The sequence below is a fragment of the Pedobacter terrae genome, assembly GCF_900100705.1.
GTDB classification, from domain to species: Bacteria; Bacteroidota; Bacteroidia; order Sphingobacteriales; family Sphingobacteriaceae; genus Pedobacter; species Pedobacter terrae.
Genome location: NZ_FNCH01000003.1, coordinates 236,430 through 251,371, shown reverse-complemented (window position 1 = coordinate 251,371; position 14,942 = coordinate 236,430). Strand labels below are relative to the sequence as shown.

General features: G+C 39.1%; 11 protein-coding genes. 6 read left to right on the top strand and 5 right to left on the bottom strand.

The genetic code is table 11. The features are described from left to right. Window positions 1–5 precede the first annotated feature (5 nt). Window positions 6–902, top strand: a complete 897-nt coding sequence (locus BLR60_RS05915) for a DUF1735 domain-containing protein (RefSeq protein ID WP_167354695.1) — start codon at window positions 6–8, stop codon at window positions 900–902. A gap of 93 nt (window positions 903–995) precedes the next feature. On the opposite strand, the gene BLR60_RS05910 is transcribed toward BLR60_RS05915, so the two are convergent. Beyond that, window positions 996–3,503 carry a M1 family aminopeptidase gene (locus BLR60_RS05910; RefSeq protein WP_090497770.1) on the bottom strand — a complete coding sequence of 836 codons (2,508 nt, stop codon included), beginning with the start codon at window positions 3,501–3,503 and terminating at the stop codon, window positions 996–998. 79 nt (window positions 3,504–3,582) lie between these two features. Next, entirely contained in the window at window positions 3,583–4,461 is an 879-nt protein-coding gene (locus BLR60_RS05905; RefSeq protein ID WP_090497768.1) for a TraB/GumN family protein, read from the bottom strand. Window positions 4,462–4,578: 117 nt separating this feature from the next. Between BLR60_RS05905 and amaB the strand changes: the two genes are divergently transcribed. Then, window positions 4,579–6,120: an L-piperidine-6-carboxylate dehydrogenase gene (amaB, locus tag BLR60_RS05900; RefSeq protein WP_090497765.1), complete on the top strand. Its 1,542-nt coding sequence runs from the start codon at window positions 4,579–4,581 to the stop codon at window positions 6,118–6,120. Window positions 6,121–6,262: 142 nt separating this feature from the next. On the opposite strand, the gene BLR60_RS05895 is transcribed toward amaB, so the two are convergent. After that, window positions 6,263–6,901, bottom strand: coding sequence for a GIN domain-containing protein (locus tag BLR60_RS05895; RefSeq protein WP_090497763.1), 639 nt, complete (start codon window positions 6,899–6,901; stop codon window positions 6,263–6,265). Window positions 6,902–7,188: 287 nt separating this feature from the next. Here BLR60_RS05895 and BLR60_RS05890 point away from each other — a divergent pair, with 287 nt between their 5' ends. The 4 genes from BLR60_RS05890 to BLR60_RS05875 all read left to right on the top strand — a co-directional run bounded on the left by BLR60_RS05890 (window position 7,189) and on the right by BLR60_RS05875 (window position 12,204). Beyond that, window positions 7,189–9,999, top strand: a complete 2,811-nt coding sequence (locus tag BLR60_RS05890; protein WP_090497760.1) for an outer membrane beta-barrel family protein — start codon at window positions 7,189–7,191, stop codon at window positions 9,997–9,999. Between the two features lie 53 nt (window positions 10,000–10,052). Continuing rightward, the gene (locus BLR60_RS05885; protein ID WP_090497756.1) at window positions 10,053–10,826 is read left to right on the top strand and encodes a GLPGLI family protein; all 774 of its coding nucleotides are present in this window, start codon (window positions 10,053–10,055) and stop codon (window positions 10,824–10,826) included. 97 nt (window positions 10,827–10,923) lie between these two features. Beyond that, entirely contained in the window at window positions 10,924–11,493 is a 570-nt protein-coding gene (locus BLR60_RS05880; protein ID WP_090497753.1) for a Crp/Fnr family transcriptional regulator, read from the top strand. A 276-nt stretch (window positions 11,494–11,769) separates the two neighbouring features. Beyond that, entirely contained in the window at window positions 11,770–12,204 is a 435-nt protein-coding gene (locus BLR60_RS05875) for a carboxymuconolactone decarboxylase family protein (protein WP_090497751.1), read from the top strand. A gap of 111 nt (window positions 12,205–12,315) precedes the next feature. Here the strand turns inward: BLR60_RS05875 and BLR60_RS05870 are convergent, their stop codons facing one another. Continuing rightward, window positions 12,316–13,500, bottom strand: coding sequence for a class I SAM-dependent rRNA methyltransferase (locus BLR60_RS05870; protein WP_090497750.1), 1,185 nt, complete (start codon window positions 13,498–13,500; stop codon window positions 12,316–12,318). Between the two features lie 175 nt (window positions 13,501–13,675). Next, a complete protein-coding gene (locus BLR60_RS05865) occupies window positions 13,676–14,686 on the bottom strand; it encodes a LacI family DNA-binding transcriptional regulator (RefSeq protein WP_090497748.1) in 1,011 nt (336 codons plus the stop codon). Window positions 14,687–14,942: the final 256 nt, after the last annotated feature.

The window sequence follows — 14,942 nt, the reverse complement described above, 5'->3', positions numbered from 1 at the left end:
AAACGATGAAAAATAAAAATATATTTAAAGGACTTATTGCAGCATTATGCATAATAAGTCTGTCTTCTTGTCTGAAGAACAAAAATGAGCAACCTGATTTCTCATCAACAACACCAGTTGTAGAAATTCCTGTTGGCTCACCGGTTGGTGATGGCAGTATCAACTCTTTAAGCACCTCACTTATTCAAAAAGATGTTCCAACTGACTATTACTTTTATATTAACTATGCAGCATCAAGCACAAAGCCAACTGATATTAATGTCACTTTAGCTATTGATCCGGCTACACTTTTAACATATAATAAGGCGCATCCAACAGATACTCCATTAAAGATAGTACCATCGAATGCTTTTACAATGCCGACAACGATTACGATTCCTGCGAATGGGCGTAGGGTGCAGGTTCCGGTAAAGTTTGTGAGTACAGCACTTGATCCTGCCATTGGTTACGGTTTACCTATAATTATCAAAGATGCTTCAAGCGAGGTAATCAGCAAAAACTTTGGCGCTGTAGTTATTAATGTAGCCGTTAGAAATCGTTACGACGGAAAATATTCCAGCAAAGGTTATGTTTTCAGAGAGGGTGATACTGGCGGCTTAACTGGCTTTTTTAAAGGTTTGAGTAAAGATTTGTCGAGTAATGGCGCTAATGCGGTCAATTTTTCTCAGAACTGGGCAGACGGTAATGGAGCCGGCGGTATTGATGGATTAACCATTAATGTTGATCCTGCAACGAACAAGGTAACAATGAAAAGCAAGGGCAATGCAACTTTAGCAAATGATCCGGCTTACGATAACCGTTACGATCCGGCCACACAAACTTTTTACATCTCTTTCAAATGGGGAGCTAGCCCAACAAGCCGATCGGCTACCGATACGCTTAAATACGTTTCAATTAGATAAGTAATGTAAACCGCTTTAACGATAAAGAAGCCCGCTTGAATCAATCAAACGGGCTTCTTCTTTTTAGGACATCATTAAAGCTTAGTATTAATGCTATTCCTTTCCTAAATCAGCTGCACCTTTTTTAAATAACTCGGCCTGCTTGTTCAATTTTGCTTTTGCTTCTCCGCTTGCAGCATCAGCCTGTTTCGCTTTGCCCTGTGCAGTTGCAGTATAAGCACCTGCAAGTTGTTTGTTTAAATAAGGCTGCAACTTTAATCTTTCAATGGCGTTGCCAATGTTCGTTATACCTTGCTCGGTAACTGCAGGATTAGTGTTAGCTCTCAAATACTGAAAATACTGACCAACTACACCAAATACCTTATCCCTATCGCCAGTAAGCATGATGTTATCATAAAATGCCTGATAGTCGTCTTTTGGATCATTGATGTATAAGGTTGCGATTGAAGGTGCTATATGCGTTCTCGTATCTTCATCTAAACCTGCTATGGCAGACATCGTTTCCTGTGGCGCCAATTTGGCCAGGCCATCAACACCGGCAGCAATTACCTTGTAAGATCTATCTTTCAAACTTTCTAACACTAAAGCTTTATAGGTTTGGTCTCCGGTTTCAGCCAGTTTCAAAATAGCTGCCGATCTGGCTTCGGTATTTTTATCTGTTTTGGCAATCTGAAGTAGGATTGGTAATGCAGCTGCTTTAATTTGGGCGTCTTCTAAGTTAATGCCAGCTATACTTAAAGCGCGTAAATCTGCCGATTTATCTTTTAAACCTTCCAACAACACCATTTGACCGCTGTTGGCTTTACTCTGCATAATAAATTGTAAGGCCTCAATTCTATTGGCATAACTTGGCGCATTTCTGTATTGAAAATAATAATTTTCAGCCGTTTTATTGTCATTAGTTTCGCCAACTAAAATTTTATCTACATCAAAATCGATTAAATCTGGTTTGGCACTCACCTCAAAACTAAAATTCTGCTCACGGCCATTGATCAGAATCTCTTTCCTTATCTTTTTGCCTCCTGCATAAATATCAAGTTTAACCGGCATCGTAAAGGTCTGTACACTGGTATCCTGTGTTTGCTTCACTTTAATGGTTGCCTTGCCGTCTTCATAACCATAATCAATGCTTAAAATTGGGTGGCCACCATTGTAATACCACTGATTAAAATAAGGACTCCAATCTTTTCCGGTAATATCTTCCATTGCCAAACGCAATTGGTGTGTTTCGCCATTTTTAAAGGCATTGGTGGTCAGGTAACGGTTAAGCGACTTATAGAACGCCTCATCGCCCATCTGGTTTTTTAAGGCATACAGAATAACCGATCCTTTGGCATAGCTGATATTATCAAACATATCTTCCTTATCATTGTAATAGAAGCGAGCTAAAACCGGACTTTCGCCTTTTTTAGTTGAACCGAGATAAGATTGTAATTTTTCGTAACGCGACTTATCTTCAGCATCCTTGCCGGCATCATGTCCATGCCAGATGATCTCACCAAAGGTGGCGAAAGATTCATTCATGGTTAAGTTAGACCACGATTCGGCCGTAACATAATCGCCAAACCACTGGTGGAAAAGCTCATGTGCAATGGTACCTTCTTCGTTTCCATCCAACAGCTCGCGGTCTGTTTTCTGTACCTGCTCGCCATGTAAAGTGGCTGTGGTATTTTCCATCGCTCCAGAAACATAATCTCTCGCTACCACCTGTGCGTATTTATTCCATGGATAATCTATGCCCAATAAATTGCTGTAAAACTGGATCATATCAGGCGTTTTACCAAAAATCTGTTTGGCGTAAGGTGCATATTTAGGTTCCAGGTAATAGCTTACTTCTTTACCTTTATAATTGTCTTTGGTGATTTTAAATTCACCTATGGCCATCATAAATAAGTATGGCGAATGGGGTAAATCCATTTTCCAGGTATCGGTTCTTGTACCATCAGCATTGTTTTTCTGGCTCACCATTTTCCCGTTCGACAGGGTAGTGTATTTCGATTTTACCGTCATCGAAATTTCTTCAGTTGTTTTCTGATCGGGTTTATCGATGGTTGGAAACCAGGCCGATGAAGATTCCGTTTCGCCCTGTGTCCAGATCTGTGTAGGCTTATTTTTATCAGTACCATCAGGATTGATAAAATATAAACCTTTAGCATCGGTTATGGCTGCGCTTCCCTTTACTTTCAGCTCATCAGGTTTGGCCGTATAAGCAATATACACGGTGTATTTTTCAGCATTAGTGTACTTTTTATTTAAATTGATGTATAACTTATTATCATTATACGTGTATTTAAGCGGGGTATTCCCTTTGGCACCAACCAAAGCAACCGTTTTAATGTCCATCCCTTGCGCATCAAGCGTTAGCGAATCGGTGGCGTAAAAGTGAGGTTTTAACGTTATCCAGGCTTTACCGTACAGGTAGCGTTTGGCATAATCAAATGAAACATCAAGTTTGGTATGTACCAGGTCGTTAATTTTGGTTGGGGTTACGCGGTAAACGCTGAGGTTTGATTTTTCTGCAGCTTGCTCCTGCGCGAAAAGCGGATTGGCTGCAAAAACAGCGGCCAATAGTACACCACAGGCAATAAGTTTTTTATTCATTTTTTAAGATTTATAAGTCAGTATCTCGAAGGCAAGATATTAAGAATTGTGATAATTCCATCAACTTTTTATCTCGTTCCTAATTGGTGGCTATCGGTTTTAAGGCATAACCTTTGGCCTGTAAACCTTTTATCAGCCCTTCAGCGCCCACTAAATGACCCGCGCCAACGGCTATAAACAACGATTCTTTTTCCATCAGGGCAGGGAGCTGATCCAACCAGCGTTGGTTCCTGTTTTTAAGCATCTCCGTCATAAACTCCTGGGTTTCCTCTTCTTGTGTTCTAAAGAAATCAGTTAATTTGTCCATATCCTGCGCCAGATAATAGGCGGTAAGCTCCTTTAATTTAATTTTATTATTATCCGATTCCCTAACTGATTTAAGTAAGGCTTTTTTCTGTTTTTGCAGATCGCCATCAAATAAAAGCGCACCCTGATATTCGGCAGTCTCTAAACCATGTACGGATTTAGCATTATTTTTGGCATATTTTTGAAAACTTTCGTCTATGCCATTGGTCATATTTTGCATTTCAGGGTTATCAAGAAGCATCATCAATACACCAACCATTGCGGGCTTAAACCTGTTTAGTTGTTTTAAGTTTACAGCCGGATTCCTGGCTTTAATATAATCATCGACTTCCTTGTATTCAGCGGCAGTAAATAAACGATCAAGCGTATTGTTTTTCATCACTAAAAACGGGGCCATCCGCCCTTGTAGGCTGCCATCCATTACTAGCTCACCCACTACACCATCAACCGATTTTAACTTGGCCTGTAAAACCTGCATGGTATCTGCAAATTCCTTATTGGTAAAATGATGGGTTCCAAACAAATAGGATGGTTTCTTTAATCCGTTTCCAGATACTTCCCAAAGCAGCGTATTGGTAGCCTTTTTAGTTTGTGCGTTAAGGCTGAGCCCGAAGCTTAAAAGAGCTATGAATAATAGTTTAATGTTTTTCATTAAATATTGGTGATGCTTAAAATTAGGGTAAGATATTAAGAATTGTGATAAAGTTAAGCGCAAAACGTAGTCCGCTTTCCTTTATTTTTTTGTTTTTTTGTGTAAATCGTTAGATATATGACTACAGATATTCAATCCATTTTAAATAAATTGGGCGTAAAAGCGGTCAATTCAGCCTATAGTACAGGTAGCCATTGGGGAGGCGAATCGAATACCGATACCCTAGAAAGTTTTTCTCCTGTTGATGGTAAACTGATTGCTTCGGCTAAGGTTGCCAGTCCTGCTGATTACGACGCTGTTGTATTAAAAGCACAATCGGCATTTACCGAATGGCGTACGGTTCCCGCTCCAAAAAGAGGCGAAATTATCCGTCAGTTTGGTGATGCATTACGTAAAAATAAAGATGCCCTGGGTACCTTAGTTTCTTACGAAATGGGGAAAAGTTTGCAGGAAGGATTTGGTGAGGTGCAGGAAATGATCGATATCTGTGATTTCGCAGTGGGATTATCCAGACAGCTTTATGGTTTAACCATGCACAGCGAGCGCCCAAGCCACCGCATGTACGAACAATGGCACCCCTTAGGAATTGTGGGGATAATCTCTGCCTTTAATTTCCCAGTAGCCGTTTGGAGCTGGAACGCAGCCCTGGCTTTGGTTTGCGGCAATGTTTGCATCTGGAAACCATCAGAAAAAACTCCTTTAACGGCCATAGCCTGCCAACATATTATGGCGAAGGTTTTTAAGGATAACGCTATAGCCGAAGGGGTTTGCTCCCTGGTTTTAGGCGATCGGGAAGTTGGCGAACTCATGACCAACGATGGAAGAATTCCTTTAATTTCTGCTACCGGATCGACACGAATGGGCAAGGCAGTAGGCGCTGCGGTGGGCGCTAGGCTAGGAAAAAGCCTGTTGGAGCTTGGTGGCAATAATGCCATTATTATTTCAGAACATGCCGATTTAGACATGAGTTTAATCGGTGCGGTATTTGGCGCGGTAGGCACAGCTGGCCAGCGTTGCACTTCTACCAGACGGCTAATTATACACGAAAGTGTATATGATGCTTTTACCGCAAAACTGGTTAAAGCTTATGGACAATTACGCATTGGCGATCCCTTAGATCAAAATAACCACGTAGGTCCATTAATTGATACGGATGCGGTTGCAGCCTACTTAGATTCTATAGCTAAATGTAAGGCTGAAGGTGGTAATTTTGTGGTAGAAGGTGGTGTTTTAGCCGGCGATGACTATACCAGCGGATGTTATGTAAAGCCATGCATTGCTGAGGTGCAGAATGATTTCAAGATTGTTCAACACGAAACCTTTGCGCCAATTTTATATCTGATTAAATACAAAACATTAGCGGAAGCCATCGCCATACAAAATGCTGTTCCGCAAGGGTTATCATCGGCTATTATGACCTTGAATTTAAGAGAGGCAGAGCAATTTTTATCAGCTAATGGCTCTGACTGCGGCATGGCCAATGTAAATATTGGTACTTCAGGCGCTGAAATTGGCGGCGCTTTTGGCGGCGAGAAAGAAACAGGTGGTGGCAGGGAAAGCGGGTCGGATGCCTGGAAAGCTTATATGCGCAGACAAACCAATACTATCAATTATTCGAATACGCTGCCATTAGCGCAGGGAATTAAATTTGATTTGTAAAGAAAATTCGTCATTGCGAAGAGGAACGACGAAGCAATCTATATTGGTTAAGATTCATAATTATGGATGTTCGAAACCTTCGTTAATAAAAAAGGCGCTAAACTTAAAATTCAGCGCCTTTGTGGTAAAATATATGATGGAGTTAGAATAATTTTTCCAATAAAGAAACCTGTATGTCGTCATAACGGGACTTGTTGTTTGCTAAAAGTGATTTTCCTGTTAATCTGATACTACTTTCCTGAGCTGTAAAACCAGCTACATCTATTTTGGATGCGATACCCATAACAGCCTGGTGTAAATCGGTAGCCCCTTCTAATTTTAAGGATGCACCATCTTTAACGTTTGTTGATAAACTAACAGTACTGGTTCTAATATTTGCTGATGCCTCATCATTTAAAACAATACTTAGGTTTAACAGGTTAAAATTTCCGGCTGTAATTACATTTGCGGTATTTGAAGCTTCAATAGCAGTCAGGTTGTTTACGTGAGCAATTACGGTTAAGGTAGTTTTATCAAAAGAGCTGATTCTTAGCTCTTCACCCTGTTGTTGCACCAGAGCGTTTTTAGTGTAGTACTGATCATACACCTCAACACTTTCTCTGGCATCCTGAACAAGGATCAGTTTCACGTTCCCTGAAACTACAATTTTGCTGATGTTTCTCACATTTGTTAATGTGCTGTAGCTGGCATTATTTTCTGTTGCGTGTGCTACAACTGTTACGCTGCTTAAAGTAACCATTACTAATGCTGCTGAGAATAAATTTTTGATAAAAGTTTTCATGATCTTAATATTTTTATGTTTATAAATCTTTATTTTAAATCCCTAATTATTAGGTGGTTTTGTAATTAAGACTGCGGTATAGCAAAAACGTTTCAGCCAGTTATGGGCTATTATACCATGCACTTTTATTTATAGACGAACGCCGAATTAGCCTATACGAAAAATGATTGGTTAGTAAACCTGAAGATCAAATAAACCTGTTCAAAGCTGAATGTTAAAAAAGGTTAAATCTCCAAAAAAAACTAATTTATTAGTTTATATTCGGTAAGTAAAACCAAATCCTATATATGAAACGCCTGTTACTCTCGCTATGCCTTTTCATTTTTATCTCCACATATTCCAAAGCACAGCATCTTCATACCATCAAAGGCCGAACGATTGACACGGCATCGACAACGCTTTTATCCGGAACTTCTATCGCCATTTTAAATGCAAAAGATTCTACTTTGGTGAAATTCACGCGGGCGGCGGAAAATGGTTCATTCGAACTTACCGGAATTAAAAACGGGAAATTTATCTTATTGGTTTCCTACCCCAGGTATGCCGATTTTGTAGATCATTTTACGCTCGATTCTACTACACAAGTTAAAGATTATGGCAAAATCAACCTTACCGGGATGGCCAAAATACTTGCAGATGTTATTATAAAGGGAGAAAAGGCAGCCATTAAAATTAAGGGCGACACGACAGAATTCAATGCTTCAAATTATCAAATCCAACCGAATGATAAGGTAGAAGACCTGTTAAAGAAACTACCCGGTATACAGGTAGATAAAGATGGAAAGATAACTGCACAAGGTAAAACTGTACCAAAAGTACTGGTTGATGGTGAAGAGTTTTTTGGCGATGACCCAACCCTGGTTACCAAAAATTTAAGGGCAGATATGGTAGATAAGGTACAACTTTATGAAAAGTCAAGCGATCAGGCAGCATTTACCGGCGTAGATGATGGACAGAAAACACAGACTATCAATATTAAACTAAAAGAAGATAAAAAAAGCGGTTATTTCGGCAAAGTTGATGCTGGTTATGGCACTCGCGATTTTTATAAGGGACAGGTATTGTTCAATCGCTTTAAAGCAAAACAGAAGTTTTCTGTTTATGGCACAGCTGGCAACAATGGTACAACAGGACTAAGCTGGCAGGACAATAATAAATTGGGTACGGGGAATGATAACATGCAGATGGGTGATGATGGAAGTGTGTGGTTTAGCTATGGCGGTGGCGATGAACTGGAAAGTGGTAATTATTATGGAGAGGGTGTACCGAGGGCAATAACCGGTGGTGCACATTATGATAATAAATGGAATAGCGACAAGGAAACCATTAACACCAATTACAAACTTGGCGCTTTAGGCATTAAAACGACTAAAAATACCATCAGCCAAAATAATTTGCCAGACGGGATTATCAATACCACTACCGATGAAAATTCTGACCGGAATGTATTTAGGCAAAAACTAGATGCTATTTATACCATTAAGTTAGACACCACAAGTAATTTAAAGCTATCGGTTGATGGCATGCTTAAAAACAGCGACAATACTTCCAGCTCAAATAGCGAGGGTTTAAGGGGCAACAATACGATGTTAAATAGTAATAATCAGAAGAACAGCAATGATGGTAAGGAGCAAAATTTTAACATCTCTGCGTTTTATACCAAGAAGCTTAAAAAACCGGGGCGTAATTTTTCAGTGAGCATTAGTCAAATGATCAATCAGATCAATAGTAAAGGATTTTTATATTCGGATGTGCAGTATTTTAACGAAGCAGGCGTAAAAAATGGAGGTCAGGTAACCGATCAGTTTAAAACAAACAACACACATAATTCCGTTTTAAATACCAATGTAACCTATAACGAGCCATTGAGCAAATCGTTAGCATTAGTTTTAAACTATGGATTTAGCCTTAACGACAGTCGTTCAGACCGTAAGTCTTTCAATCAATCGGCACCAGGAAATTACGATGTATTAGATAAAGAGTTTAGCAATGATTTTAAAGCCACACAATACATTAATCAGGCCGGAGCAATCCTTAATTATAAAAAACCTAAAACAACCGTTAGTTTTGGGAGTAAGGTAAGCGCCGTAAATTTCGATCAGTTGGAACAGCTTTCCGCTCAGCGTTATCAAAGAAGCTTTGTTAACTGGTTGCCACAGGCCAGCTACCTGTATAAATTTTCTGCACAAAAATCTTTACGCATCAGCTATAACGGAAACACCGATCAACCTACAGTAAACCAATTGCAACCTGTAAAAGTAAATGATAATCCATTGTATCAAACATTAGGTAACCCTGACCTTGCACCATCATTTAATAATCGCTTCAGTGCAAGCTATAATTCTTATAAAGTGCTAAGTCAAAGATCAATATATATCAGTGGTAATTTCAGCTTCGTAAACAAAGCTATTGTTAGCAACACAGAAACCGATACCTCAGGAAAAACAATTGCCAAATCAGTGAATCTCTCAGATAAAACACCTTTTAATTATAATATTTACAGTAGTATTGGTAAAAAACTGAAATTTTTATTTGATACGGAAGTTGGCTTAAGTTTAAATGCAGGAGGTAATACCAGTTATAATTATGTAAAAAGTCAATTCGGTAAAGAAGTAGAATTAAACCAGGTTATCAGTACCCGTTTTAGTCCCTCTTTGAATATTAGCCGATATAAAGATAAAAGTGAAATCTCTTTAAGTTTTGGTCCGAGTTACAATGCACAGGTAGCCTCTTTACAAAAAGATCGATCTAATAAAGGATGGGGCTTACAGGGTTGGGGAAGTATGAGTTTTAATTTGCCAAAGAAAATCAAACTCCAGGCCGATGGAGAGTATAGCTATACACCTAAATCGCAGGCATTCGATACCAGTTTTGAACAGGTCATTATCAATGCTTCGGTTACAAAATCGTTCTTTAAAAAAGAAGATTTGAAGTTCACCATCAGGGGAAATGATCTGTTTAACCAAAACCGCGGCTTCAGGCGATATGCCTATTCAAATATGATTACCCAAACCAATTACAATAATATCAGCAGATATTTTATGTTTTCTTTAGTTTGGGATTTTAACAAAATGGGTGGAGGAACACCTCAAAAATAATTTGCACCGCTAACAAAGAAATAGCACAAAACAGATCTTTTAGAAAATTTTAAATGAAACTAAAACACGCTATACTCACGCTAATTTGCACCATAAATTATGCAATGGCACAAAATGCCAGGTTTGTACACCAGGGTATTATTGAATTTGAAAAGAAGATTAATATATATGCATTGCTTAAAGACCAGGCACGGCGTTACCCCGACAATTTTTGGAGTGCCCAAGCCTTAGAACAGTATCAAAAAAATAATCCACAATTTAAAACTTTAAAAAGTGAGCTTATTTTTAAAAACGACCAAACTTTCTTTAATCCATTTGCTGATGAAAGCACTACTAACAATTGGGCCAACAATTTTGCGTCTGCTAAACAAAACAATATTATATTAACAAATTTAAAGTCGGGCACGAGCATCAATCAAAAATCAGTTTACGAAGAAACCTACCTGGTTAAAGATTCAATTCGTAAGATAAACTGGAAAATAACGGATGAATTTAGAACCATTGCTGGTTACGATTGTCGTAGGGCAAATGCTTTGATTATGGATTCGATCTATGTGGTCGCTTTTTACGCCGAAAGCATTCCCGTATCGGGAGGGCCGGAAACCTTTAATGGGTTACCGGGCATGATATTAGGTGTGGCATTACCACGTGAACATATTACCTGGTTCGCCACTGCGGTAAAGGATATAGAAATAGCTAATGATAAGCTTAAAACACCCGCTAAAGGAAAACCTGTTAATAAGAAACAGTTAAGCGATATTTTAAAAAGTGCATTAAAAGACTGGGGCAATTATGCAAACGATATTTTAAAAGCCGCAGATATGTAAGCAACTTGAAGATTTTCGCAATACTTTTAAACCAGCCCCTAAAATTTCAGTTAAATCCTGATGGTTATCATTATTTTCGTCTGGTAAATAATCAGCAATGGGTAGCGCACTTTTTAAACACATTAATAAATTTATAAATTGGAGTACCGATGAGCAGGAAATTCTTGCCCCCTTTCTCCAATCATTATCTGTTAAAAAGAAGGGCTTTTTACTGGAACAAGGGCACACCTGCAGGGCAAATTATTTTGTAGTAAAGGGCTGCCTTAGGCTATATTTCATCGATATAAAAGGTGCCGAACAGACCACTCAATTTGCTATTGAAAACTGGTGGATTACCGATCTAACCAGCTTTCTTTTTCAGGAGCATTCTGAATTTTACATACAGGCGGCGGAGCCAACTGAAGTGATCGCGATTGAAAACCACCATTACGATGAAATGTTCCGTAAATTACCCAAACTGGAACGGTATTTTAGATTGATTCTCCAAAAAAATCATCAGGCATCGCAAAGAAGGATAAAATTCCTTTATAGCCAAACAGCGGAAGTAAGATACCGCCATTTTAACCAGTTATTTCCTGAGTTTGTACAACGCGTGCCCCAGTACATGCTGGCCTCTTACCTGGGTTTTACCCCAGAGTTTTTGAGTAAAATCAGGGCAAAGAAATAATCGTTTGTTAACTATAAAGTTCGCAGAGAAAGAAACGCGAAGCACGCAGAGTTGGGTGCAATACAAATTCATTCAGTGCCAACTCCGTGAAAATCTCTTTTTACTATGTGGTTAATTTATAAATGTAGTAGTGTTGGAGGATAAAAGTATATCTCTTTGCGTAGCTCCGCGCAAAACTTGGCGGCCTTTGCGGTTAAATAATCATTTCTTAAACTACATTAAGTTTTTTAAACACCTGGATGTGGAACTTTACATCGTCATCAAAAAACAAATAAAATGGAAAGTAGAATTGATATCCCAAAAGTAGAACCTGCAGCTTACCAGGCCATGTATGGTTTAGAGAAATACCTGTCAACCAGCAAACTAGATCCAATTCTTTTAGAATTGATTAAAATGCGTGCATCACAAATTAATGGCTGTGCATTTTGCTTAAATATGCACGCAACAGATGCCCGTAAAATCGGCGAAACTGAACAACGTTTGTATTTGTTAAATGCCTGGCGTGAAACTACCCTCTTCACACCGCAAGAAGAAGCTGTTTTAGCTTTAACCGAAGAAGTAACGTTAATTAATCATCATGTTTCTGATGCCACTTATCAAAAAGCCGCGAGCTTTTTTAATGAGCAGGAATTAGCACAGCTAATTATGGCGATAGTTACCATTAACGCCTGGAACAGACTAGCGATTACCGCTAAAGTGATGGTTGGATAATTAGATTCCTTTTCAGTTTATCACAAAGACACGATAATACTTGTTAATGTTTAAAATAACCTGGTAATTGGTGTCTTTGTGATTTAAAGTTGAATGCTAAAGGAAAGAAATTTACAGCACCCTTAGCAATAGTCCTTTTAAGTATTCTCCTTCAGGAAAAGAAATCCGAACCGGGTGGTCTTCCGGCTGGCAGAATTGTTTAATAATCTGTACTTCCTTGCCTGCATCAAGCGCCGCCCAGGCAATGATCTGTTTAAAGGTTTCAATATCAACCGCACCAGAGCAAGAGAAAGTGGCCAAAAGACCACCCTTTTCCAGCAATAACATCCCTAAACGGTTCAAATCTTTATATGCTCTCGCTGCACGATCTAATGCTGAACGCGATGGTGCATATTTAGGTGGATCAAGCACAATCACATCAAACCATTCTCCAGCTTCTTTAAAAGCCCTGAGTTGTTTATTTACATCCGACTGGATAGCTGTTACTTTATCGCCATCAAATTGGTTTAAGGCTACGTTTTGCTTCAGGGTTTCAATAGCTAAACCCGAACTATCTACGCTGGTAATGCTTGCAGCATCATTTGCTAAACTGTTCAAGCTAAAACCGCCACTATAGCTAAAACAGTCCAAAACCTTCTTACCTTTTGTGTAACTAGCTAAAATGCTTCGGTTATCTCGTTGGTCACAGTAAAAACCTGATTTTTGTCCTTCTGCAATATTGATATGATAAATAATCCCGTTTTCTTTTACCTCCAAAAATTCTGGTGGATTTTCTCCCCAAAGTAATCCATTCTCAATTGGTAAACCCTCGTGGGTACGTGCAGTTGCATCACTTTTATCAAATATTCCTTTTGGATTTAATTCAGTTTTTAAAATTTCTACAATTTCTGCTTTTACTTTCTCTATTCCGGAGCTTAAAATCTGCAAAGAAAGGAAATCGGCATATTTGTCAACAATTAAGCCTGGCAGAAAATCGGCTTCACTAAAAACCAAACGACAAGTATTGGTCTCTTCGTTTAAAATAAACTGACGCGAAGCAATGGCCTGTTTTAAACGGTTCTGGTACCAGCTATGATCAATGGTCTGTGTTTCGTTCCATTCTAAGAGACGAACGGCAACACGCGAATTGCTGTTGAAATATCCATAGGCCAGAAATTCATGGTCGAAAGCAAAAACTTTTACAACATCACCATCTTCGGGTTTCCCCTTAATTTTTTCCAATGCTCCGGAAAATACCCATGGATGTCTTTGTAATGCCGCTTTTTCTTTGCCCTTTTTTAATATGATTTCTACCATGCTGCAAAGGTAATAATTTGTAGGGAGTTTGGCGTAGAGCGTTTGGCGCTCAGCGATGGATGGTAAGTTTGGAGTTGAGACGAGGGAGTTTGGAGTGCTGTACAACAGGACTATACCGCAGAACGCTCTGCGGCAGATACGCCATGCTTTGCAGAAATCGCCAACCGCTTGGCGCTCAGCGCTTCTTCACCAATTCTGTATCCAGAACCTTGGTTTCAAACTCCGTAACAGGCCTTTTAGCCTCGATCATCGAAATTAATAATTCGGTAGCTACCTGACCCATTTCAAATGCAGGCTGCTTCACGGAAGTTAACGACGGTGAAAACAAATCAACCAGGTTGGAATTGGTAAAACCTGCAATGGCAAGCTTGTGCGCTACCTCCGGATTGGTTTTCTTTAGTGCCATAATACAGCCTGTGGTTAAGCGGTCGCTTGAAATAAAAATCCCGTCAGGATTAAGCGGCAAAAGTTCTTTTACGGCTTGCTCCAGTTCTGCGCTATGCATCCCGCCATGCTGGCAATATTTCACCAGTTCGGGCCTAAATTCGATATGGTATTTAGCTAAAGCGGCTGTATAACCTGCCAACCGTTCTTTCGTTATAGAGAGGTTTTCGGAATTCGTTAAATGGGCAATAGTTCTTTTTCCTGACAGGATAAGGTGTTCTGTGGCATCAAACGAACCCTTAAAGTTATTGGCAATTACTTTATGGGTTTCAAAATCCACGGGCACGCGATCAAAAAATACGATGGGTAAACCTTTGGCATACAATTGCCTTAAATAATCAATATCCTGCGTTTCTGATGATAGCGCAATCAGCAAACCATCAATAGAACGCGATGCCAGGTGCTCTACGTTTAATTTTTCCTGCTTGTATGATTCGTGGCTTTGAGAAATAATCACATGGTAATCCTTATCGTATGCGATTGATTCGATGCCGTTGATCACCTGCGAAAAAAAGTTGTTGGCAATTTCGCTCACAATAATACCGATGGAATAACTCCGGCGTTCTTTCAAACTGCGCGCAATAGGATTAGCACGGTAATTAACCTTTTCGGCATAGGCCAAAACCAGTTTTTTAGTCTCTTCGCTTATTTCGTAACGGTCTCTTAAAGCTCTGGAAACCGTAGATGTAGACAGTCCGAGCGCTTTAGCAATATCTTTGATGGTAGATGTTTCAAATCTCATGTTCGTATTGCGTACAAGTTACAAAAAATATCTCTTAAGGCCGATTTACGCCACAACATTAATAAACGTTGATGTAACGTTTTTGGGAACGTTTGCACACTTTTTTAGTTAAATCTGATTTCAATTGCTTTTTAGTTTGTAAAATTGTTAAGCTAATGTAACCAAATATAAATCAACTATAACATCTCGAAATAGAATTATATTCTATATGCAAGCAATTGCAACAGCTTAAATAACCAAATCACTTCAAAATAAA

Bases quoted from the DNA above. Each gene is read 5' to 3' on its own strand.
- BLR60_RS05915 (WP_167354695.1), top strand. From the start codon at position 6: ATGAAAAATAAAAATATATTTAAAGGACTTATTGCAGCATTATGCATA.
- BLR60_RS05885 (WP_090497756.1), top strand. From the start codon at position 10,053: ATGAAACTAAAACACGCTATACTCACGCTAATTTGCACCATAAATTAT.
- BLR60_RS05905 (WP_090497768.1), bottom strand. From the start codon at position 4,461: ATGAAAAACATTAAACTATTATTCATAGCTCTTTTAAGCTTCGGGCTC.
- amaB (WP_090497765.1), top strand. From the start codon at position 4,579: ATGACTACAGATATTCAATCCATTTTAAATAAATTGGGCGTAAAAGCG.
- BLR60_RS05895 (WP_090497763.1), bottom strand. From the start codon at position 6,901: ATGAAAACTTTTATCAAAAATTTATTCTCAGCAGCATTAGTAATGGTT.
- BLR60_RS05865 (WP_090497748.1), bottom strand. From the start codon at position 14,686: ATGAGATTTGAAACATCTACCATCAAAGATATTGCTAAAGCGCTCGGA.
- BLR60_RS05870 (WP_090497750.1), bottom strand. From the start codon at position 13,500: ATGGTAGAAATCATATTAAAAAAGGGCAAAGAAAAAGCGGCATTACAA.
- BLR60_RS05875 (WP_090497751.1), top strand. From the start codon at position 11,770: ATGGAAAGTAGAATTGATATCCCAAAAGTAGAACCTGCAGCTTACCAG.
- BLR60_RS05890 (WP_090497760.1), top strand. From the start codon at position 7,189: ATGAAACGCCTGTTACTCTCGCTATGCCTTTTCATTTTTATCTCCACA.
- BLR60_RS05910 (WP_090497770.1), bottom strand. From the start codon at position 3,503: ATGAATAAAAAACTTATTGCCTGTGGTGTACTATTGGCCGCTGTTTTT.
- BLR60_RS05880 (WP_090497753.1), top strand. From the start codon at position 10,924: ATGGGTAGCGCACTTTTTAAACACATTAATAAATTTATAAATTGGAGT.